Raw genomic sequence first — 21,477 nt, forward strand, 5'->3', positions numbered from 1 at the left:
CGATTGACGGCTGTCAGTCTTTGCAGCGCTGCAGATTGCCGGCGATGGCCTGCACCGTCATAATGTAGCCCCTTTTTTCTTCTCCTACATGTGGAAGGTAATGCCCGTGAATCAGAAGCCCGACCAGTGTCTCGGTGAGTGGATCGATCGTGAAGCCCTCGCGGAAGCCATGATTCCGCTGATCGGCCAGCTCTACCGCAACAACAACGTGGTGACCTCGATCTACGGCCGTGGCCTGATCAACCGTTCGGTGATCGACATTCTCAAGGCGCACCGTTTCGCCCGCCACCGCCTGGCCGACGAAGCCGAGCTGTCGGTTCACGACACCTTCCCCGTCCTCAAGGCCATGAGCGAGCTGAAACTCGGCGCCGCCTCGGTCGACCTGGGCAAGATGGTCGCCAAGTTCAAGGCCGAGGGTAACGGCCGCAGCATCGAGCAGTTCACCAAGGACGAGCTGGCCGACGTGGTCGGCAAGCAGAACGGCGCCGCCCGCGAAGGCACCGACGTCGTGCTGTACGGCTTCGGCCGCATCGGCCGCCTGCTGGCGCGCATCCTCATCGAGAAGACCGGTGGCGGCGACGGCCTGCGCCTGCGCGCCATCGTCGTGCGCAAGGGCGCCGAGAACGACCTGGTCAAGCGCGCCAGCCTGCTGCGCCGCGACTCCGTGCATGGCAAGTTCGACGGCACCATCACCATCGATGAGGCCAACAACACCATCACCGCCAACGGCAACCTGATCCAGGTGATCTACTCCAACGATCCGTCCTCGGTGGACTACACCCAGTACGGCATCAAGAACGCCCTGCTGGTCGACAACACCGGCAAGTGGCGCGACGCCGACGGCCTCGGCCAGCACCTGAAGTGCCCGGGCGTCGACCGCGTGATCCTCACCGCTCCGGGCAAGGGCGCGCTGAAGAACATCGTCCATGGCATCAACCATGGCGACATCACCGCCGACGACAAGATCGTCTCCGCCGCCTCCTGCACCACCAACGCCATCGTGCCGGTGCTCAAGGCAGTCGATGACCAGTACGGCATCGTCAACGGCCACGTCGAAACCGTTCACTCGTACACCAACGACCAGAACCTGATCGACAACTTCCACAAGGGCAGCCGCCGCGGCCGCAGCGCTCCGCTGAACATGGTGATCACCGAGACCGGTGCCGCCACCGCCGCCGCCAAGGCCCTGCCGGTGCTCAAGGGCAAGCTGACCGGCAACGCCATCCGCGTTCCCACCCCGAACGTGTCCATGGCCATCCTCAACCTGAACCTGAACAAGTCGACCTCCCGCGAGGAGATCAACGAGTACCTGCGCCAGATGGCCATGCACTCCGACCTGCAGAAGCAGATCGACTTCGTCAGCTCGCAGGAAGTGGTCTCCACCGACTTCGTCGGTTCCCGCCACGCCGGCGTGGTCGATGCCGAAGCCACCATCTGCAACGACAACCGCGTCGTGCTGTACGTGTGGTACGACAACGAGTTCGGCTACAGCTGCCAGGTGGTCCGCGTGATGGAAGAGATGGCTGGGGTCAACCCGCCGGCCTTCCCGCGCTAAGCCAGGCCTGAAAATCGAAAACGGGAGCTCTCGGGCTCCCGTTTTTCGTTAGTCTTCGCGCTTACCCGCGCACCATAACGATAAAAATGCCAACCCCTCTACCGAGGAACCCCGCAATGGATGGACACCCCCATCTGCATGAAGGCTCGCTCAAGCGTGGCCTGAAGAACCGCCACATCCAGCTGATCGCCCTGGGTGGCGCCATCGGTACCGGCCTGTTCCTGGGCTCGGCCGGTGTACTGCAATCCGCCGGCCCGTCGATGATCCTCGGCTACGCCATCGGCGGCTTCATCGCCTTCCTGATCATGCGCCAGCTCGGCGAGATGATCGTCGAGGAACCGGTCGCCGGTTCCTTCAGCCACTTCGCCCACAAGTACTGGGGCGGCTTCGCCGGCTTCATGTCCGGCTGGAACTACTGGGTGCTGTACATCCTGGTCGGCATGTCGGAACTCACGGCGGTCGGCAAGTACATCCAGTTCTGGTGGCCGGAGTTCCCCACCTGGGCCACGGCGGCGATCTTCTTCGTGCTGATCAACGCCATCAACCTGTTCAACGTGAAGGCCTTCGGCGAGACCGAATTCTGGTTCGCGATCATCAAGGTCGCCGCCATCATCGGCATGATCCTGCTCGGCATCTGGCTGCTGGCCAGCGGCCACGGCGGCCCGCAGGCCTCGGTGAGCAACCTGTGGAGCCACGGCGGCTTCTTCCCCAACGGCATTTCCGGCCTGGTGATGGTCCTGGCGATCATCATGTTCTCCTTCGGCGGCCTGGAGCTGGTGGGCATCACCGCGGCCGAAGCGGCGGAGCCGAAGAAGGTGATCCCCAAGGCGATCAACCAGGTGATCTACCGCATCCTGATCTTCTACATCGGCGCCCTGGCCGTGCTGCTCTCGCTGTACCCGTGGGACGCGCTGCTGCAGAGCATCAACAGCTCCGGCGACCCGTACAGCGGCAGCCCGTTCGTCAAGGTGTTCTCGCTGCTGGGCAGCGACGTGGCGGCCAACGTGCTGAACTTCGTGGTGCTGACCGCGGCGCTGTCGGTCTACAACAGCTGCGTGTACTGCAACAGCCGCATGCTCTTCGGCCTGGCCGAGCAGGGCGACGCCCCGCGCGCCTTCGCCAAGGTCGACGACCGCGGCGTGCCGCTGCTGGCCATCGGCGTCTCGGCCTTCATCACCCTGGCCTGCGTGGTGGTCAACTACGTGATCCCGCACCAGGCGCTGGAGCTGCTGATGTCGCTGGTGGTGGCGGCGCTGGTGATCAACTGGGCGATGATCAGCCTGGCCCACCTGATGTTCCGCCGCGCCAAGAACCGCGAGGGCGTGCGCACCAGCTTCCGCGCCCTGTGGTACCCGTTCGGCAACTGGCTGTGCCTGGCCTTCGTGGTGTTCATCCTCGGCATCATGCTGCAGATCCCGGGCATCGACGTGTCGGTGTACGCCATCCCGGTATGGGTGGTGCTGATGGGCATCTGCTACCTGCTCAAGCGCAAGGGCGAGGCACGGGCTACCGCCTGATCCCGCCGGCGCTGGACGAGAAAGGGCCGCATTCCTACCGGGGTGCGGCCTTTTTGTTTCCAACGGCGGATAACCGCGAACGGTCATGCGCCCTACGTCATGGTTGGGCATTGCGTAGGGCGGATAACGCCTACGGCGTTATCCGCCGTTTGACCGTGATTCCAGGCGTGTTCCGGAGCACCTGTTCCCGGGCACTCCGGGCCCGACCCGCCATGGCGATGGGTATCGCTTCGCTCAACCCATCCTACGGGGGAATGGCGTGGGTGGGGCAGCGCGGATCTCATCCGCGAACCGCGCCGATACCTCCGGCTATCGCGGACAAGGTCCGCTCCTACAGATTGCCCGGAGACATGGCGTTCCCACTCGTAGGATGGGCCCCACCGGCGGCGCTGTAGGCCGGCCAGCGCCGTACTACAGCTGCCCGTCGCGGTAATCCCGCGCCACCGCCTCCAGCCCGGCCTGGGCGAACAGCTGCAGGTGGCGGGCGAGGTCTTCCGGCGGTTGCTCGAACAGGCCGGTCAGCGGCGTGGGGATTTCCCGGCTGATCACCTGCAGCGTCAGGTAGGGCGCTATCACGCTGAACAGGCAACGCAGCAGCGCCGGCTCCTGGGCGGGGATGCCGGTGACCTCGCCGAGCAGCGCCAGCACCAGGCGCACCTTGGGCATGGCCTCCTGGTCGATGAGTTCGGAGAGGAAGGGCGAGGGCGTCAGCAGCTCGCGGGCCCACAGGCGCGCCTGCCAGCGCTGGCCGTTGGCAACGTTGAGGGTCAGCGCCGCGATCAGGTCGGCGAGCTTGTCGCGGGCCGGGCGCTGGCCGCAGGTCAGTCGTTCGAGCTGGTCGTAGCCGATCAGGTGCTTGTGCATGTCCTGCAGCACCGCGCGGTAGAGGCCATCGCGGCTGCCGAAGTGGTAGTTCACCGCGGCCATGTTGCACTGTGCGCGCTGGCAGATGGCCTTGCTGGTGGTGTCGGCGTAGCCACGCTCGGCGAACAGTTCGCCGGCCGCCAGGAGTATCCGGCGACGAGTGGCTTCGCCGTCCTGGCGCGGCGCGCGGGGCGGCTCCTGGCGAGCCTTGCGGGGTGGTCCAGGCATGCTTGCACCCTGCTGGATGGGAGTCTGTGCAGACTAGATCCGGGCTAGATCAAATTCAAATTTGAATTCGTTGTCTATGCTTGCCCCTTGTCGTCAACCGATAGCGGGTCGTCATCATGCGCAAGAAGCTCGTCGTTGTCCTGCTGCTGCTCGCCGCGGCGGGCCTTGGGGCCTGGTACTACTTCCACTCGAAGGCCGAGCAGGGCGGCGACCTGGTGCTCTACGGCAACGTCGACATCCGCCAGGTGTCCCTGGCCTTCACCGGCAGCGAGCGCATCGCCGAGATGCGCGTGGAGGAGGGCGACGCGGTCAAGGCCGGGCAGGTCCTGGCCAGCCTCGACAGCCGCACCCTGAAGCTGCAGATCGACCAGGCCAAGGCGCAGATCGCCGCCCAGGAGGCCAACGTGCTGCGTCTGCACAACGGCTCGCGCCCCGAGGACATCGACCGCGCCAAGGCCCAGGTGGACGGCGCCAGGGCCCAGGTCGAACTGGCCGGCATCCAGCTGCGCCGCCTGCAGGGCATCCGCGCCAACAGCCCCGGCGGGCGCGCCGTCAGCCAGCAGGACCTGGACAACGCCAGCGCCCAGCTGAAGGTCGACCAGGCCCGGCTGGAGGATGCGCAAAAGGCCCTGCGCCTGGCGAAGATCGGCCCGCGCGCCGAGGACATCGCCCAGGCCGAGGCCCAGCTGCAGGGCGCCCGTGCCCAGCTCGCTCTGCTGCAGCACAACCTTGACGAAACCCAGTTGCGCGCCCCGCAGGACGCCACGGTGCGCTCGCGCCTGCTGGAGCCGGGCGACATGGCTTCGCCGCAACGCGCGGTCTACGCCCTGGCCATCACCGATCCGAAGTGGGTGCGGGTGTACGTCAACGAAACCCAGCTCGGCCACATCAAGCCGGGCATGCGCGCCAGCGTCAGCACCGACAGCCATCCGCAGCAGCCGGTACAGGGGCACGTCGGCTACATCTCCGACGTCGCCGAGTTCACCCCCAAGGCCGTGCAGACCGAGGAGCTGCGCACCGCGCTGGTCTACGAGGTGCGGGTGATAGTCGAGGACAAGGACAACCGCCTGCGCCTGGGCATGCCGGCCACGGTGCGCATCGCCGAGGGCGACCAGCTGCGCGACGGGAAGGCCGACTGATGGACCTGGTGATAGACGCCCGCGGCGTCGCCAGGCAGTTCCTGGTCAAGGAATCCGGGCAGATAGTGCAGGCCCTGCACGGCCTCGACCTGCAGGTGCGCAAGGGCGCGCTGACCGCGCTGGTGGGCCCGGACGGCGCCGGCAAGACCACCTTCCTGCGCCTGGTGGCGGGGCTGCTGCGCGCCGACGGCGGCGAGCTGGAGGTGCTTGGCATCGACGTCAAGGCGCACCCGCAGCGCGTGCAGGACCTGATCAGCTACATGCCGCAGCGTTTCGGCCTCTACGAAGACCTGAGCGTGCAGGAAAACCTCGATCTCTACGCCGACCTCCACGGCGTCGGCGCGCAGCAGCGCCGCCAGCGCTTCGAGCGCCTGCTGCAGATGACCGACCTGGGACGCTTCACCGACCGCCCGGCGGGCAAGCTGTCCGGCGGCATGAAGCAGAAGCTCGGCCTGGCCTGCACCCTGGTGCGCTCGCCGCAACTCCTGCTGCTCGACGAACCGACCGTGGGCGTCGACCCGCTGTCGCGCCGCGAGCTGTGGGAAATCGTCCAGCAGTTGGTGGAGGAGGAGAGTCTCAGCGTGCTGCTGACCACCTCCTACATGGACGAAGCCGAGCGCTGCTCGGAGGTGTACCTGCTGCACCAGGGCCAGTTGCTGGCCCAGGGCCTGCCCGAGGACATCCGCCGCCACGCCGACGGCCTCTGCCGCATCGCCGTGCCGCCGGCCGGCGAGCCGGCGCGCAAGCTGCAGGCGCGGCTGCTGGACGATCCGCAGAACATCATCGACGCGGTGCCCCAGGGCGGCGAGGTGCGCTTCATCCGCCAGCGCGATGCCGATGAAAAGCGCCTGGACGAACTGCTCGACGGCGCCCCGGTGCGCGAGGTGGAAGCGCGCCTGGAGGACGGCTTCATGGTCCTGCTGCGGGCCAGGAGCGGCGCCGAGCAGGTGGATACCGAGGCGCTCAAGGCCGCCGCGCCGGGCGGTACTTCCGGCAACGGCGAGGCGGTGATCGAAGTGAAAGACCTGGTGCGCAAGTTCGGCGACTTCACCGCGGTGGACCGCACCAGTTTCAGCGTGGCCCGCGGCGAAATCTTCGGCCTGCTGGGGCCCAACGGCGCCGGCAAGACCACCACCTTCCGCATGCTCTGCGGGCTGCTGCCGGCGTCGTCCGGCAGCCTGCAGGTGGCCGGCGTCAACCTGCGCCACGCCCGCGCCCAGGCGCGCCGGCGCATCGGCTACGTGTCGCAGAAGTTCTCGCTGTACGGCAACCTCTCGGTGCGCGAGAACCTGCAGTTCTTCGGCGGCGCCTACGGCCTGGCCGGCAGGCAGCTGGGGCGGCGCATGGACGAGGTGTCGCGGCAGTTCGACCTTTCCGGCCACGAGGGCGAGCCCAGCGGCCAGCTGCCCGGCGGCTACAAGCAGCGCCTGGCCATGGCCGTGGGCCTGCTCCACGAGCCGGAAATCCTCTTCCTCGACGAACCCACCAGCGGCGCCGACCCCCTGGCCCGGCGCGGTTTCTGGCAGCGCATCACGGCGCTGGCGGCCGGCGGCACCACCATCATCATCACCACCCACTTCATGGAAGAGGCCGAGTACTGCGACCGCATCGTCATCCAGGACGCCGGGCGCATCCTCGCCATGGGCACGCCGCAGCAGGTGCGCGAGCAGGCCGGCGGCCAGGGTAGCTTGCTGAACATGGAGCAGGCCTTCATCGAGATCGTCGAGCAGGCCCGCCAGCACCAGCAGGAGGCGCGCGCATGAGCGGTTCGTTCTGGCGCCGGCTGCTGTCGCTGACGCGCAAGGAGGTGCGCCAGCTGGTGCGCGACCGCAGCAACCTGATGATCGGCATCGGCCTGCCCATCGCGCTGATCCTGATCTTCGGCTACGGCCTGTCGCTGGACGTGCGCCACAGCCTGGTGGCGGTGGTGCAGGACGACCCGGCGCCGCAGGCCCGCGACCTGCTCGCCAGCATCAGCGACTCGGAGTACCTGCGGCCGCTGCCGCTGAAATCCTTCGAAGAGGGCCGGCGGCTGCTGGAGTCGCGCCAGGCCGACGCCCTGGTCTACCTGCCCGCCGACTTCAGCCGCCGCCTGCAGGACGGCGATGCCCAGGTGCTGGTACTGGTGCAGGGCTCCGACGCCACCCGCTCCTCGGGGGTGAGCAACTACCTCAACCAGGCCCTGGCGCTGTGGGGCGAGAAGCAGGTGGCGCGCAACGCCGGCCTGCAATCCGGCGGTGTGCGCATCGAGCAGCGCATGTGGTTCAACGCCGCCAACACCAGCACCTGGTACCTGGTGCCAGGGCTGATCGTGCTGATCATGACCCTGGTGGGCGCCTTCCTCACCGCGCTGGTGATGGCCCGCGAATGGGAGCGCGGCACCCTGGAGGCGCTGTTCGTCACCCCGGTGCGCTCGGTGGAAATCCTCCTGGCGAAGATCATCCCCTGCTTCCTGGTCGGCCTGCTGGGCCTGGCGCTGTGCCTGCTGGCGGCGCGCCTGCTGTTCCACGTGCCCATGTACGGCTCGCTGCTGGCGCTGCTGGTCAGCTCCATGCTCTACCTGTTCGTCGCCCTGGGCATCGGCCTGCTGATCTCGGCGGTGACCAAGAACCAGTTCCTCGCCAGCCAGATTTCCCTGCTCGCCAGCTTCCTCCCGGCGATGATGCTCTCGGGCTTCATCTTCGACCTGCGCAACGTGCCCACCGCCGTGCGGGTGATCGGCAACCTGCTGCCGGCCACCTACTTCATGGAGCTGGTGAAGTCGCTGTTCCTGGCCGGCGACTTCTGGCCGCTGATCATCCGCAACTGCCTGATCCTCGCCGGCTACGCCGTGGTCCTGCTGGGCCTGGCGCAGTTGGCCACGCGCAAGAGGCTGGACTGAAATGGGCGCCTTCGCCGAACTGCTGCGCCGCCTGGCCAATCTCTGGCGCAAGGAGCTGCTGGTGATCCTCAAGGACCCGGCCAACCGCATCGTGCTGCTGGCGCCGGTGCTGATGCAGAGCCTGCTGTTCGGCTACGCGGTGACCTTCGACCTCAACGACGCGCCCTACGCGCTGCTCGACCAGAGCCACAGCGAGTCGTCCCAACGCCTGGCCAACCGCCTGGACGGCAGCGGCATCTTCCACCGCGTGGCGACCCTGCGCGCGCCGCGCGACATCGCCAGCGTGATCGACGCCGAGAAGGCGCTGCTGGTGATCCAGATTCCCGCCGACTTCGAAACCCGCCTGACCCGCGGCGAGCCGGCGCCGCTGCAGGTGATCCTCGACGGGCGCAACTCCACCACCGCCGGCGCCGCGGCGGCCGGGCTGGCCAGCGTGGTCAACGACTTCAATCGCGAGCGCGGCCTGGTCCAGGCGCCGGTCAGCGTGGTCACCCGCGCCTGGTACAACCCCAACCTGGAGACGCGCTGGCCGCTGATCCCGGCGCTTATCGCCTCGCTGAGCATGCTGCAGACGCTGATGCTCAGCGCGCTCTCGGTGGCCCGCGAGCGCGAGCAGGGCACCTTCGACCAGTTGCTGGTCACGCCCTATTCGCCCATGGAGATCATGCTCGGCAAGGCCCTGCCGCCGATCCTCATCGGCCTGGTGCAGGCGTCGCTGGTGCTGCTGATGGCGCTGTACTGGTTCCGCATCCCCATGGCCGGCTCGCTGCCGGACTTCTACGGCGGGCTGCTGGTGTTCATGGTCTCCTGCGTCGGCCTGGGCCTGTCGATCTCGGCGGTGTCGCTGAACATGCAGCAGGCGATGCTCTACACCTTCGTGCTGATCATGCCGATCATGCTGCTCTCGGGCCTGGCCACGCCGGTGCGCAACATGCCCGAGGCGCTGCAGATGGCCACCTACATCAACCCGCTGCGCTTCGCCATCGACCTGATCCAGCGCATCTACCTGGAAGGCGCCAGCCTGTTCGAGGTGGCCCATGACCTGTTGCCGATGCTGGTGGTGGCGAGCGTGACCCTGCCGCTGTCCGCCTGGCTGTTCCGCAATCGACTCGCCTGACCGGAGGCCGCCATGTCGTCGTCGCCCAATCCCTACCTCCTCCTGCCACTGCTGCTGGCGCTGGGCGCCTGCGCGGTGGGGCCGGACTACCAGGCGCCGCAGCCGCAGGCCCCGGCCGACTGGCGCGCGGCCCATGCCGGCGATGCCGCGCTGCTGGGCGCGGGGCAGGGCGGCCAGGCCATCCCCGCGCAGTGGTGGACGCAGTTCGCCGACCCGGCGCTGGACTACCTGCAGCGCCGCGCCACGGCGGCCAGCCCGGACCTGCAGAGCGCCGCGCTGCGCTTCGCCCAGGCGCGCATGCAGCGGCAAATGGTCGCTGCCCAGCGCGGGGTGAACGTCGACGGCAAGGCCGACGTGCAGCGCCAACGGCAGAGCGAGCGTGGCGCCAGCGCGCGGATGATCTCCAGCCTGGCGCCGGGCGACAGCGACGAGCTGGCGAAGACCCTGGCCCAGCCCTTCACCCTCTACGAAGCCGGCTTCGACGCCTCCTGGGAAATCGACTTCTGGGGCCGCGTGCGCCGCTCCATCGAGGCCGCCGACGCCCGCGTCGAGCAGCAGCGCGCCTTGCTGGAACAGGCGCGGCTGCTGGTCGCCAGCGAGGTAGCGCGCGGCTACTTCGAGCTGCGCCGGGTGCAGCAGCAGATCGCCGTGACCCAGGAAGACCTGCGCGCCACCGAGGAATCCCTGGAACTGGTGCAGGCCCGCGCCGACGGCGGCCTGGTGGACGACTTCGACCTGGTGCGCCAGCGCAGCCAGCTGGAAGAGCTGCGCTCGCGGCTGCCGCAACTGCAGGCGGCCGAGGGCCAGGCGATCAACCAGCTCGGCGTGCTGGTCGGCGCGCAGCCGGGCGAGCTGCAGGCGCAGCTGAAGACGCCGCCCGCGCAACCCGCCGTCTTGCCCGACCTCAGCCCCGGCCTGCCCTCGGAAGTGGCGCGGCGGCGCCCGGACATCCGCGCCGCCGAAGCGCAATTGCACGCCGCCACGGCCAACATCGGGGTGGCGGTGGCCGAGCTGTACCCGAGCATCCGCCTGGGCGCCAGCTTCGGCTATTCCTCCTTCGAGAGCGGCGACCTCTCCGACTGGGGCAGCCGCCAGTGGGCGGTGGGGCCGAGCCTGAGCGTGCCGATCTTCGACAACGGCCGGCGCCGTTCCCAGGTGACCCTGCGCAAGCTGGAGCAGCAGGAAGCCGCGGTGAACTACCAGCAGACCGTGCTCAAGGCCTGGCAGGAAGTGGACGATGCCCTCAGCGGCTACGGCGCCGAGCGCCAGCGCAACGCCCAGTTGCAGGCGCGGCTGAACAGCGCCGGGCAGGCCTACGACATGGCCAAGGCGCGCTATGCCGGCGGCATGACCGATTTCCTGGTGGAGCTGGACGCCCAGCGCAACTACCTGCAGGCGCGCCGCGACCTGGTGGACAGCGACGGCCAGCTGCGCCTGGACCTGGTGGCGCTGTACAAGGCCCTGGGCGGAGCTGACTTACATTATCAGGCTCGCCCTGGGGCGCTAATCGAAAAGCGCTAAGGGTATCGACAGGGGGATAAACCTCGTGCCGATTGTGGCCTTGTTGAAGTGAGAGACACCGGCACAAGGCCGGTGTCGGTGGTAACGTCAATTTCATGCTTCTTTAGAAGATGAAAATGCATAAAAGTAACATTAGGTCAATTGTTAAGATAATTTGGCCTAGAGTGCAAAATTTTTGGGCGCTATTTGTATAGCTTTTCTGTATAAACACCACCAGGGACCAATTGCTATAATTCTTTGCCCTGTCTTGGCATAGGGATATGCCGCAATCATTAAAGTTAGATAGAATAGACTAAGTGCTGCAAAGAAATAATGAGTCATTGGATTAATACTCAATAGGACCAGTACTGAAATTTGGTCCAGGAATACCACCCATAAGTCCTCCGTAAGCGCAAAATGTTCCGTCGGGATTTAACTGCCCACCTACAAATAGCCCTGCGCGTCCGGGAGCTCCGGACACTGCTCCCCCACTGGGAATATTGTCTTTCCAGTCTGGACCGCAGCTTGTTTCGGGTGGTGGTGGCATTTCGCATACTAATATTGCAGCTCCTAAGCCGCCAACACCAATACTTCCTGTTGCTGCTGAGTCCCCTTGAATATACGAAGTACATGGTGAAAGTCGCTAATGAGCGCTACAGCCTATTGCAGGCAGTAGCGCTCAGGGTGACACAGTTTCAATCTCATCATTGAACACATAAGACATCTGCAGAACTCAAGCCTTCAGAAGCCCAGGATACTCACCCCAAAGCCTAAATGAATTGAAGCGAGAGCGTTCCGCCTAAAAGACTGAGTTCTGCCAGCGTAGAAGGCGACAAAAACCTCCTTCCTGCTCCTCTGAATCATTGACAGGCAAAACCAAATTAACCTCAAGATATTCAGGTTTTATCTTTTCTTTGATTTCACGAATGCGGTCATACCTCCGAGATGAATCCAAAGCGCTGGAATCATATCGTCCATCCGGCAAGAGTTTGGAAACGTCAACGAGAACCTGACAAACGATAGCTTCAGTCGGGTTTTTACGGTAGATCTAGCAAGCTCGCCACGGATACCTAACTCTGACGCCGCTGCTCCAAACATAAGGCGCTGGCCCAGCGTGATACTTAAACCGAAAAGGTCTAAACACCCTGCTGGTGAAATTAATACAGTTGATGCCGAGATGACCGGCCTTTTGACGATATTGAAGAATGGTATGAGATTACTCAGACACTCAGAGAAGGAGTCTGGGTGAAGCGCTACGACATCCCCTCAAGCCGTAGCGCTTCGCATGCATCATGATCCAACCTAAAAATCATCCTCGTGGAGTAGGACAAGGATCTCACTTTCATCCAGCAACTTGGCAAGTTCAGCTGGTGAAACTCCATCATCATTTAGAGCTTCAGGATTTGCGCCATGCTTTAGAAGATAATCGACAGCGTCTCTATGGCCCTGTTCAACTGCATCGTGCAGAGCTGTATATCCATGCTCCCCTTTACAGTTAATGTCAGCTCCTTGACTCAATATCAGCTGAATCTCATTAATGTCGCCACGTGTTGCAGCAATGTGAATGGGCTTATCTCCAAATAAGCTCGCGCTATTAACGTCTGCACACTCTAAGCCACTAAACTCGGGAAGGTTCGAGTATTCCGCTAGCAGCAGTGAAAGTTTCTCTTGGTTAGTTGCATTGCTCACCGCAAACCCTCCGTAGGAAATCCTTCAAATTCTCAATAGCCTTTCTGGTATTGTTTATCTCTGTAATATGCCCGGCTTCATTATCGTTGAACCATTTCTTACTGAAATTCTCACGTAACGCCAAGCATTGCTGAAGTCTATCGAGATTAGCTTTAGCATCTTTGCATTGGTCTCCAGTCGGCGGTATCGGAGTTTTGCAAATCCGACTGTATTCCTTACGCTCCCTAGCCTTGTCCGCAGCACTTCCTGGGCTCGAATCTGCAGATGCACCACCATCTTCATTAGCGTTCTCGTGATAAGCATCCCAAGCGGCATTTGCACCCCAGGCACCTACCCCAAGACCAATAAGCCCCCCAACCACTGCTCCAGGTGGCCCTGCGACAAAAAAACCGCCTGCTGCACCTGCCCCGGCTGTAGGGCTCAATCCGTTAGGATCGACCAGTCCAACTGGATTAGACCCTGCATAAGCGTAAGTATTTAGCCCGCCATTGAGCCCAATCGGATCACTCTCCACATACCGTCCGGTCTGCGGGTCGTAGTCCCTGAAGTAGTTGTAGTGCAGGCCGCTCTCGGCGTCGTAGTACTGCCCAGGGAAGCGCAGGTTCACCACGGCGTTGTCCGGGCTGCTGGGCTGGCCGTTGCCGAAGGCGTCGGATTGCCATTGCCAGGCCAGGCGCTGGTCGTCGTCGCTGGCCAGCCGCGGGGTGTCGAGGTGGTCGCTGTGCAGGTAGAGCACGCGGGGGTTGCCCGGATGGCCCTGGTCGTCGTAGGCCGTGCTCAGGGTGGCCAGGGGCAGGCGGTCGAGCCACAGGTAGTACTGTTCGCGGCGGGACTGGCCATTCCGATCGTAGGCGGCTTCGCCGAGCAGTTGGCCGTCGGGGCCGTAGAGGTAGGTGGTGAAGCCTTGCGCGGTCAGCTTGGCGATGCGCTGGCCGTGGGCGTTGTAGCGGTACTGGGCGACTTCCTGGCCGTCGATCCGCACGTTCGCCAGGCGGCCCTGGGCGTCATAGCCGAGCAGGCGGCTGGCGCGGTCCTGGAGCAGGTTGCCGGCGGCATCGCTGGTCACCGTGTGGCCATTGAGGGCGGTGAGGCGGTTGCTGTCGTTGGCGTAGCGGTAGCTGTCCTGCAGGGATTCGCCGTCGGCCAGGCGCGTGGCGCTCTTCTCGGTGCGGTTGCCCACGGCGTCGTAGCCGTAGCGGCGCTCGGCCTGGCTGCTGCGTTCCGTGGTCAGGCGGTCCAAGGAGTCGTACTGGTAGTCCAGCGTGCCCCAGAGGCTGTGGGCCAGTTGGGTGATGTTGCCGTTGGCGTCGTGCCGGTAGTCGCTCTGCCAGGGGCCGATGCGCTGGCGGATCAGTTGGTAGTCCTGGTCGTACTCGCGGGCCAGGCTGATGCCGTTGGCCCAGCTCAGGCGTTGCAGGGGGCCAAAGGGCAGATAGGCGATATCGCTGGCCAGGACGAGGGGCGCCTGGCTGCCTACGCCCAGGGTGACGCTGCTCACCTGGCCGCCGGCATTGCGCGGGTAGCCGAGGGTGTAGCCGGACGGATAGCCGATGCCAACCAGGCGGTCGGCGGCGTCGTACTGGAAGCTCAGGGACGCTTCCAATACCTGGCCGTTGACGCTCAGGCTGCGCGCCTGCTGCACCAGATTGCCGCGCGCGTCATAGCGATAGGCGAGACGGCCGCTGCCATCCTCGATGGCCGTCAGGCGGCCGATGCCGTGGTTGCCGTCGGCACTGCCGTCGTACTGGTAGCGCACGTCGAAGGCCGGGGTGGCCGGGTAGCGGCGTTCGCTCAGGCGGTTCAGGGCGTCGTAGCTGAACTCCACCACCACGCCACGCGCATCGGTCTGGCGGATGACGTTGCCGGCTGCGTCGTACTCGAAGTGGGTGGTGCCGCTGTCGGGGCTGATGCGCTGGGTGAGGTTGCCCAGGCCGTCATACACATAACGCGTCGTGACGCCGCGGGGATCGCGGACCTGGGTGAGGTTGTCCTGGGCGTCGTAGGTCAGCTGGGTGACGCCATCGAGCGCGTCGGTATGGCTGACCAGGCGATCGAGGGCGTCGAACGCCTGGGTGCTGGCGTACTGGCGCGGGTTGGTCCGGCCGGTGGGGTTGTCGTTGAGATCGTACCGGTAGCGGTGGGTCTGGCCGGCGGCGCCGACCGAGCGCAGCAGCCGGCCGAGTTCGTCGTACACCCACTGCTGCTGTCGCACCAGGCTGCCGCTGGCGTCCTTCAGCCGCTGCGCCGTGCGGTTGCCCTGGGCGTCGACGTCGTATTCCAGGCGCTCGCCGAGGTTGTTGGCGATGGCCACCAGGCGCCGCGCGTCGTCGTAGGTGTAGGCCAGCCAGCTGCCGTCGCCACGGGTCAGGCGGGTGATCTGCCCGACCGCGTCGTATTCGAAGCGGGTGGTGCTGCCGGCGCTGCCGATGGACGCCAGACGCGCGTCGATGCCGCTGTAGGTCAGGGTGCTGACCACGCCGTTGGCGTCGGTGAGGGTGCCGGGGTTGCCGCGCTCGTCGTGGTCGGCCAGGCGAGTGACGTGGCCAAGGGCGTTGGTCACGGCGGTGAGGTTGCCCTTGGCGTCGTAGCTGTAGCGGGTGATGTCCTGCACGTCGGTGCGCGGGCCGTCGGCGCTCTCGATCAGGCCCAGGTCGTTGTAGCTGTAGGACCAGCTGCGCTCGGCGGCCTGGGCGGGATGCCCAAGCAATATCGCCAGGGACAGGGCGCCGAATAATTTCGTTTTCATGTCAGCCTCCTTGCTCAAAGCGCTTCGGTGGTTTGCGCAATGACGCGACCACGGTTGTCGTACTGGTAGCGGGTGACCTGCCCCGGCTCGGTGACGCTCAACGGCAGCGCGAAGGTCGGATGCCAGGTGGTGGTGATGGTGCGTGCCTGCGGCGTGCCGGCCGCTTCGGTGCGCGAGACTTCCAGGCCGCGCTCGTCGTACTGGTGGGTGGTCAGGTTGCCGTTCCAGTCGGTTCGGCTGGCCGGCAGCCCATTGGCCAGGTAGGTGACCTGCTGGCTGGCGGCCGGGCAGTGGGCGCTGGCTTCGCCGTCCCGGCGGGTGACCAGGCGGCGCTGGTCGAAGGTCTGGTAGTGGTAGAGCGTCGACTTGCCCAGCGGGTTGGTGATCCGCACGCGGTTGGCATCGAGATAGGCGAATTGCACGGTGCCGGCCTCGCCGGCATGGCTGCTGGAGGTGGCGCGCCCCTGGCCGTCATAGGTCCAGGTGGCGAAGCGCAGGCCGCGGGCGTCGGTGATTCCCGTGAGCAGGTGCGGGCGCTCGGCGACTTCGTAGTGGTAGTGCTGTTCTTCGTCGCCGCGCAGGACGCTGGCGAGGCGACCGTGCTCGTCGTAGCGGTAGCTGATGCTCCAGTTGCCGAACTGCAGGTTCGCCAGCCGTTCACCGGCATAGCCGAGGGTGATCTGGCGGCCACCCGCATCGCTGATCCGGACCAGCCGGCCAGCCGAATCCCGGGCAAAATGCAGGCTGCCGCCGAGCACCGGATCGAGGCGTTTCAACTGCCCGAGCGCATCGTAGGTTTCGACGCTGGCGTCGGCGCCGGTGAGGCTCCAACCGCCATGGTCGGGCAGTTCGACCAGCATGAGTCGCTCGTCGGCGGAAGCCGTCCACTTGCCCGCCACGCGGGTGAAGGCCACTGCCCGGCCATCGTCGCGATAGGCCTTGAGCCGGTCGGCCGTGAGCTTGGCAATGCGCTGGTTCCAGCCATGGCTCCAGCCGACGCCGAGGTCGCCGGCCTGGTTGCGGCTGCTCCAGTAGTTGCGGCTGAACCCCAGCCGCGAACCGGGCACGCTCAGGTCGACCTCGATCTGCACCTTCTGCCCGGTGGCGCCAAGGATGGGATTGCTGTCATTGCATTCGTTGCTCTGGCATTGCGCGCAGCACTGGCCGCTGCCATCCAGCACGCCGCTGGGGCACAGGTCCGGCCCGCCGGAAAGGTAGACGGAGGAGAAGTGGTAGGTGTCGGGAAGCCAGCGACCGAACAATTTGCGTTCGATCGTGAAGCGGCAGAAGGCTTCGCCACCGATGTCGGTGAGCGAATAGTTGTTGATGCGCCATTGCTGGCGGGGATTCTGCTCACGCTTCTGGAGCAGCAGGCGGATGCTCTCGCCCTGTTCGCAGGCCGCTTCGGCCGAGGGCCAGGCGGTCCTCGTCGCGTCGTGCCACTGGTATTGCGCCAGGCTGGCCTGGCTGGCTAACAAGGCTCCCAACCCTGGGAGCAGGCAATGCAGAACTAGACGGGGGCGCATGCTTGGGTCCTCCATGAACAGTGGAGGCCCCAGTCAAGCGATGGCGGCAGGCGAAGAACGTTAACGCCTAGCCACTCCTGAAATCAGCAAAACATCCCACGCCGATCGAGGCCCCTGCCTACGCGCAGGACGCCATCTCTGGCAGATAAATCCAGGGAAACGTTGATTGCCTTGATCGAACTGGACTACCCCGGGTGGAAGATGGTCGTCCAGCTTTCCGGCCTGAGCCAGGAGCGTATTTCCGATGAAACCACCCTGCTCAACGTCCGCCGCCTGCGGGTTCTTGTTTCTGTATGAGAGGGCTTTGGTCAATATGCTGACGTGGTCAACGAACCTTTACCGCCTGGGCAACAGTAAGCCCCGCCGTTTCCGGTAGAATGTGCGCCGCCCGTGCCGGGGCAGGGGAATGGAGGTGGCGCGTTGCGAGGCATCTGGCTGTGCTTGGGGCTGTTGGCGTTGGCCGGTTGCGGCGAGCGTGTCGAGCGCTTCGGCGGCCCGACCATGGGCAGCAGCTATTCCGTGCAGTACCTGCCGACGGCGCAGAGCCCCGCGCCGCAGCGCCTGCAGGCGGAGGTCGAGGGCATTCTCGGCGAACTCGACCGGCAGTTCTCCACCTACCGCGACGACTCCGAGGTCTCGCGCTTCAACGCCCTGCCGGCCGGCGCCTGCCAGGCCATGCCGACCGAGCTGGTGGAGCTGCTGCGCTACGGCAACGAGCTGTCCGAGGCCAGCGCCGGCGCCTTCGACCTCAGCGTCGAGCCGCTGATGAATCTCTGGGGCTTCGGCCCGCAGTCCCGCGGCGAGCTGGTGCCGGCGCCCGAGGCGCTGGAGCGCGAGCGGGCGCGTGTCGGCTACCGCCACCTGCGGGTGGACGGCAGCCTGGTGTGCAAGGACGTGGCGGCGCAGCTGGACTTCGACAGCATCGTCGCCGGCTACGCGGTGGACCGTGTCAGCCAGCGCCTGGCCGAGCTGGGCGTGAAGAATTACCTGGTGGAGATCACCGGCGAACTCAAGGCCGTGGGCCACAAGCCCGACGGCTCGCCCTGGCGGGTGGCGCTGGAGGTGCCCAGCGGCGAACGCGAGCGCAGCGTGGCGCGCTCGCTGGCGGTGGACGGCTACGGGGTCTCGACCTCGGGCGACTACCGCAACTATTTCGAGGAAGGTGGGCAGCGCTACTCGCACACCTTCGACGCGCGCACCGGCACGCCGGTGCGGCACAGGCTGGCGGCGGTGACCGTGGTCGACCGCTCGACGCTGCACGCCGACGGCTTGTCGACCCTGCTCATGGTGCTGGGCCCGGACGAGGGCTACCGCTACGCCGAGCAGCACGGGCTGGCCGCCTGGTTCGTCGTGCACCAGGGGCAGGGCTTCGCCATGCGCGCCAGTACGCGCTTCGCCGAGCTCTTCCCCGATCCGGCGCGGCCATGAAAGCCGCACCAAATGTAGTGATGGCAAAATTCGCCTACCGCACGACCAAGCGCTAATGTGCAGCAATTTGTCACGCGGCTAAGCTGCCAACATCGATTCGATCGCTCCCGGCGCCAGGCGTGCCGGGACTTTGCCGGAAGCGCCACAGGGGCGCCCCGGCCTGTTCTGAAGGAGTACGCATGGCTGTCTACAACTACGACGTGGTGATTCTCGGCACGGGCCCGGCGGGCGAGGGGGCGGCGATGAACGCCTCCAAGTACGGGCGCAAGCTGGCGGTGGTGGACAGCCGTCGCGTGGTCGGCGGCAACTGCACGCACCTGGGCACCATCCCGTCCAAGGCGCTGCGTCACTCGGTGAAGCAGATCATCGAGTTCAACACCAACCCGATGTTCCGGCAGATCGGCGAGCCGCGCTGGTTCTCCTTCCCCGACGTGCTGAAAAGCGCCGAGAAGGTGATCAACAAGCAGGTCTCCTCGCGTACCGGCTACTACGCGCGCAACCGCATCGACATGTTCAACGGCACCGCCAGCTTCGTCGATGAGCGCACCGTCGAGGTGGTCACTCCCAGCGGCGCCGTGGAGCGCCTGGTCGCCGACCAGTTCGTCATTGCCACCGGCTCGCGCCCGTACCGCCCGGCGGACATCAACTTCAACCACCCGCGGGTCTACGACAGCGACACCATCCTCTCGCTGAGCCACACCCCGCGCCGCCTGATCATCTACGGAGCCGGCGTTATCGGCTGCGAGTACGCGTCGATCTTCAGCGGCCTGGGCGTGATGGTCGACCTGATCGACACCCGCGACCAACTGCTGAGCTTCCTCGACGACGAAATCTCCGACGCCCTGAGCTACCACCTGCGCAACAACAACGTGCTGGTGCGCCACAACGAGGAGTACGAGCGCGTCGAGGGCCTGGACAACGGCGTGATCCTGCACCTGAAGTCGGGCAAGAAGATCAAGGCCGACGCCCTGCTGTGGTGCAACGGCCGTACCGGCAACACCGACCGCCTGGGCCTGGAGAACGTCGGCATCAAGGTCAACAGCCGCGGCCAGATCGAGGTGGACGAGAACTACCGCACCTCGGTGTCGAACATCTATGCCGCCGGCGACGTGATCGGCTGGCCGAGCCTGGCCAGCGCCGCCTACGACCAGGGCCGCTCGGCCGCCGGCAACATCGTCGAGCAGGACACCTGGCGCTTCGTCAACGACGTGCCCACCGGCATCTACACCATTCCGGAGATCAGCTCCATCGGCAAGAACGAGCACGAGCTGACCGCGGCGAAGATTCCCTACGAAGTGGGCAAGGCGTTCTTCAAGGGCATGGCCCGCGCGCAGATCTCCAACGAGCCGGTGGGCATGCTGAAGATCCTCTTCCACCGCGAGACCCTGGAGATCCTCGGCGTGCACTGCTTCGGCGACCAGGCCTCGGAGATCGTCCACATCGGCCAGGCGATCATGAACCAGCCGGGCGAGCTGAACACCCTGAAGTACTTCGTCAACACCACCTTCAACTACCCGACCATGGCCGAAGCCTACCGCGTAGCGGCGTTCGACGGCCTCAACCGGCTTTTCTGAAATACCCCGACCGGCGGCCTGAGCCGGCCGGGGGCGACCCGCTCAGCGATTCCCGAGCGTGGCAGTGGCCAAACCGGGAAAGTCTGTAATCAGGCTGTCCACGCCGAAGTCGGCGAGCCGGCGCATCAGCGCCGGTTCGTTGACCGTCCACACCGACACGTGCAGCCCCTGCTTCTGCGCCTTGAGCAGCCGCTCGGGGGTGCACAGCGTCCAGTTCAGCGCCAATAGCTCGCAGCCATAGTTCGCCGCCACCTTCAGCGGGTCGAGCCAGGCGTATTCGGCCACCAGCCCGCGGGACAGGTCCGGCGTCAGCTGCTGCAGCGCGCGCAGCACGGTGCGCGAGCTGGAGGTCACGGTGATGCGCTCGCGCAGGCCGAAGCGCCCGACCAACTGGTGGATGGCCTGCACGGTACGCGCCGCGCGCTCGCGCGAAGCGCTCTTCACTTCCAGTTGCCAATGCTCGAACTCGCAGCGCTCGAACAGCTCGGCCAGCCGCGGGATGGGGCAGGGGCGCACCCAGCCCGGCCCGCCCTGGCGCGCGTCGTAGGTGACCAGGTCCTCGGCCAGTTGCTCGGACACCTTGCCGCGGCGCCCGGTGGTGCGCTTGAGCGTCGGGTCGTGGATCACCATCAGTTCGCCGTCGCGGGACAGGTGCAGGTCCAGTTCGCAACGCGTCACGCCGTGCTCCAGGCAGCGCTGGAAGCTGGGCAGAGTGTTTTCCGGCGCTTCGCCTTTGGCGCCGCGATGGCCATAGATGAGAGTCACTGGGGCTCCTTGGGAGAGGGAAGGATCGGGTTCTGCGGGCGATGCGCGCGAACCGCGTCGACCACGTGATCGTATTCGAAATAGACGCTGAATTCGCGGTAGTCCCAGCGGGTGATCGGCGGGCTGCCCACGGCCGGGTGCTCCTCGTCGGGCAGGCCGAAGCGCTCCAGCACGGCGCGCCGGCTCTCGCCGCGGGCGGGCAGGGCGATGCTGGCGTCGCCCTGGGCGCCGACGGGGATTTCCAGGGTGTCGGCCGCGGCCGGCAGGGCCATGCCCAGGCACAGCAGCAGGAAGGGGATGTGCAGGGCCTTCATGGGTCGTCGCGGTCCTTCGCCTGGCGCCGTTCGGCCGCCTGTTTCTGCAGGATGTGCCGGGCCAGCAGCTGGCGCTGCGGCTCCTCGATGTTCTCGAACAGGGTGCCGATCTCGTACTCGCCCAGCCCGCGCGACTCGCAGTGGGTGACCCGCGCGCGCAGGCTCAGGCCCAGGGCCTGGGGCAGCAGCACCAGCTTCAGCGCCAGCAACTGCCCGGGGTGGAAGGGCTCGGGGGCGATGAAGGCGATGCCGCCCTCGGAGAGGACCACCGGCTGCGCCGGGCCGACCTGCTCCAGCAGCCCGCGGGCGAGGGCGCCGGCCACCAGGTCCAGGCGCTTGTCGAGCAGCTTCAGGTAGCTGGCCAGGGGGCGGTCGCGCTCGGCGATCTGCCGCAGCAGGTGCTGCGCCTCCACCTCCAGCAGGTGCAGGTCGCCGAGCAGGTTGAACAGCGGCGAATCATCCTGTAACGCTTGCGCCACCTGCTCCGCGTCCTCCGCAAGAGGGCGAAATTCCAGTGCGAGGTGATCCTCGATACGGTAGTATTCGCGGCGGTCATCCGCGTCTGGAGTGGACATGGCGAACCCACGGCGGCAGTGATGGTCTGAGTGTAAAGCCGCCCGCCGTAGCTCGCCAC

General features: G+C 65.8%; 17 protein-coding genes. 10 read left to right on the forward strand and 7 right to left on the reverse strand.

The window, feature by feature from the left end; genetic code table 11:
• The first annotated feature begins 88 nt into the window (after positions 1-88).
• Together PcP3B5_RS09465 and PcP3B5_RS09470 are read left to right on the forward strand one after the other, a co-directional pair.
• Positions 89-1,555: a glyceraldehyde-3-phosphate dehydrogenase gene (locus tag PcP3B5_RS09465; protein WP_043267306.1), complete on the forward strand. Its 1,467-nt coding sequence runs from the start codon at positions 89-91 to the stop codon at positions 1,553-1,555.
• 116 nt (positions 1,556-1,671) lie between these two features.
• Positions 1,672-3,072, forward strand: a complete 1,401-nt coding sequence (locus tag PcP3B5_RS09470) for an amino acid permease (RefSeq protein WP_058071953.1) — start codon at positions 1,672-1,674, stop codon at positions 3,070-3,072.
• A gap of 411 nt (positions 3,073-3,483) precedes the next feature.
• Here PcP3B5_RS09470 and PcP3B5_RS09475 read toward each other — a convergent pair whose 3' ends face one another.
• Positions 3,484-4,164 (reverse strand): TetR/AcrR family transcriptional regulator, encoded by a 681-nt coding sequence (locus PcP3B5_RS09475; protein ID WP_061561103.1) that lies wholly within the window; start codon positions 4,162-4,164, stop codon positions 3,484-3,486.
• A 116-nt stretch (positions 4,165-4,280) separates the two neighbouring features.
• On the opposite strand from PcP3B5_RS09475, the gene PcP3B5_RS09480 reads away from it, so the two are divergent.
• From PcP3B5_RS09480 to PcP3B5_RS09500, 5 genes are read left to right on the forward strand one after another with little or no spacing between them, the layout of a single operon-like run.
• Positions 4,281-5,303, forward strand: coding sequence for an HlyD family secretion protein (locus PcP3B5_RS09480; RefSeq protein ID WP_061561104.1), 1,023 nt, complete (start codon positions 4,281-4,283; stop codon positions 5,301-5,303).
• Complete coding sequence (locus PcP3B5_RS09485; RefSeq protein ID WP_061561105.1) at positions 5,303-7,066, forward strand: ATP-binding cassette domain-containing protein; 1,764 nt, start codon at positions 5,303-5,305, stop codon at positions 7,064-7,066. The genes PcP3B5_RS09480 and PcP3B5_RS09485 overlap by 1 nt, the downstream gene beginning before the upstream one ends.
• Entirely contained in the window at positions 7,063-8,184 is a 1,122-nt protein-coding gene (locus PcP3B5_RS09490; protein ID WP_061561106.1) for an ABC transporter permease, read from the forward strand. Before PcP3B5_RS09485 ends, PcP3B5_RS09490 begins: the two co-directional genes overlap by 4 nt.
• Position 8,185: 1 nt before the next feature.
• Complete coding sequence (locus PcP3B5_RS09495; protein WP_043318999.1) at positions 8,186-9,301, forward strand: ABC transporter permease; 1,116 nt, start codon at positions 8,186-8,188, stop codon at positions 9,299-9,301.
• Between the two features lie 12 nt (positions 9,302-9,313).
• Positions 9,314-10,822, forward strand: a complete 1,509-nt coding sequence (locus PcP3B5_RS09500) for an efflux transporter outer membrane subunit (protein WP_061561107.1) — start codon at positions 9,314-9,316, stop codon at positions 10,820-10,822.
• Between the two features lie 1,281 nt (positions 10,823-12,103).
• Here PcP3B5_RS09500 and PcP3B5_RS30560 read toward each other — a convergent pair.
• The 3 genes from PcP3B5_RS30560 to PcP3B5_RS09515 are packed head-to-tail and all read right to left on the reverse strand — an operon-like array spanning position 12,104 to position 16,714.
• Positions 12,104-12,490, reverse strand: coding sequence for an ankyrin repeat domain-containing protein (locus tag PcP3B5_RS30560; protein ID WP_082033926.1), 387 nt, complete (start codon positions 12,488-12,490; stop codon positions 12,104-12,106).
• Positions 12,474-15,236 (reverse strand): RHS repeat-associated core domain-containing protein, encoded by a 2,763-nt coding sequence (locus PcP3B5_RS09510; protein ID WP_061561109.1) that lies wholly within the window; start codon positions 15,234-15,236, stop codon positions 12,474-12,476. Before PcP3B5_RS09510 ends, PcP3B5_RS30560 begins: the two co-directional genes overlap by 17 nt.
• 14 nt (positions 15,237-15,250) lie before the next feature.
• A complete protein-coding gene (locus PcP3B5_RS09515) occupies positions 15,251-16,714 on the reverse strand; it encodes a DUF6531 domain-containing protein (RefSeq protein WP_061561110.1) in 1,464 nt (487 codons plus the stop codon).
• 219 nt (positions 16,715-16,933) lie between these two features.
• On the opposite strand from PcP3B5_RS09515, the gene PcP3B5_RS32315 reads away from it, so the two are divergent.
• The 3 genes from PcP3B5_RS32315 to sthA all read left to right on the forward strand — a co-directional run bounded on the left by PcP3B5_RS32315 (position 16,934) and on the right by sthA (position 19,764).
• Entirely contained in the window at positions 16,934-17,059 is a 126-nt protein-coding gene (locus tag PcP3B5_RS32315; protein ID WP_257724420.1) for a hypothetical protein, read from the forward strand.
• Between the two features lie 123 nt (positions 17,060-17,182).
• A complete protein-coding gene (locus tag PcP3B5_RS09520; RefSeq protein ID WP_082816279.1) occupies positions 17,183-18,190 on the forward strand; it encodes an FAD:protein FMN transferase in 1,008 nt (335 codons plus the stop codon).
• Positions 18,191-18,369: 179 nt separating this feature from the next.
• Positions 18,370-19,764, forward strand: coding sequence for a Si-specific NAD(P)(+) transhydrogenase (sthA, locus tag PcP3B5_RS09525; protein ID WP_043267287.1), 1,395 nt, complete (start codon positions 18,370-18,372; stop codon positions 19,762-19,764).
• Positions 19,765-19,806: 42 nt separating this feature from the next.
• Here sthA and PcP3B5_RS09530 read toward each other — a convergent pair whose 3' ends face one another.
• The 3 genes from PcP3B5_RS09530 to PcP3B5_RS09540 are packed head-to-tail and all read right to left on the reverse strand — an operon-like array spanning position 19,807 to position 21,418.
• Entirely contained in the window at positions 19,807-20,529 is a 723-nt protein-coding gene (locus tag PcP3B5_RS09530; protein ID WP_009621382.1) for a glycerophosphodiester phosphodiesterase, read from the reverse strand.
• Positions 20,526-20,843, reverse strand: coding sequence for a hypothetical protein (locus PcP3B5_RS09535; RefSeq protein ID WP_009621384.1), 318 nt, complete (start codon positions 20,841-20,843; stop codon positions 20,526-20,528). The genes PcP3B5_RS09530 and PcP3B5_RS09535 overlap by 4 nt, the downstream gene beginning before the upstream one ends.
• Positions 20,840-21,418, reverse strand: a complete 579-nt coding sequence (locus PcP3B5_RS09540; RefSeq protein WP_058488930.1) for a PilZ domain-containing protein — start codon at positions 21,416-21,418, stop codon at positions 20,840-20,842. The genes PcP3B5_RS09535 and PcP3B5_RS09540 overlap by 4 nt, the downstream gene beginning before the upstream one ends.
• Positions 21,419-21,477: the final 59 nt, after the last annotated feature.

This window comes from Pseudomonas citronellolis (genome assembly GCF_001586155.1).
GTDB lineage: Bacteria > Pseudomonadota > Gammaproteobacteria > Pseudomonadales > Pseudomonadaceae > Pseudomonas > Pseudomonas citronellolis.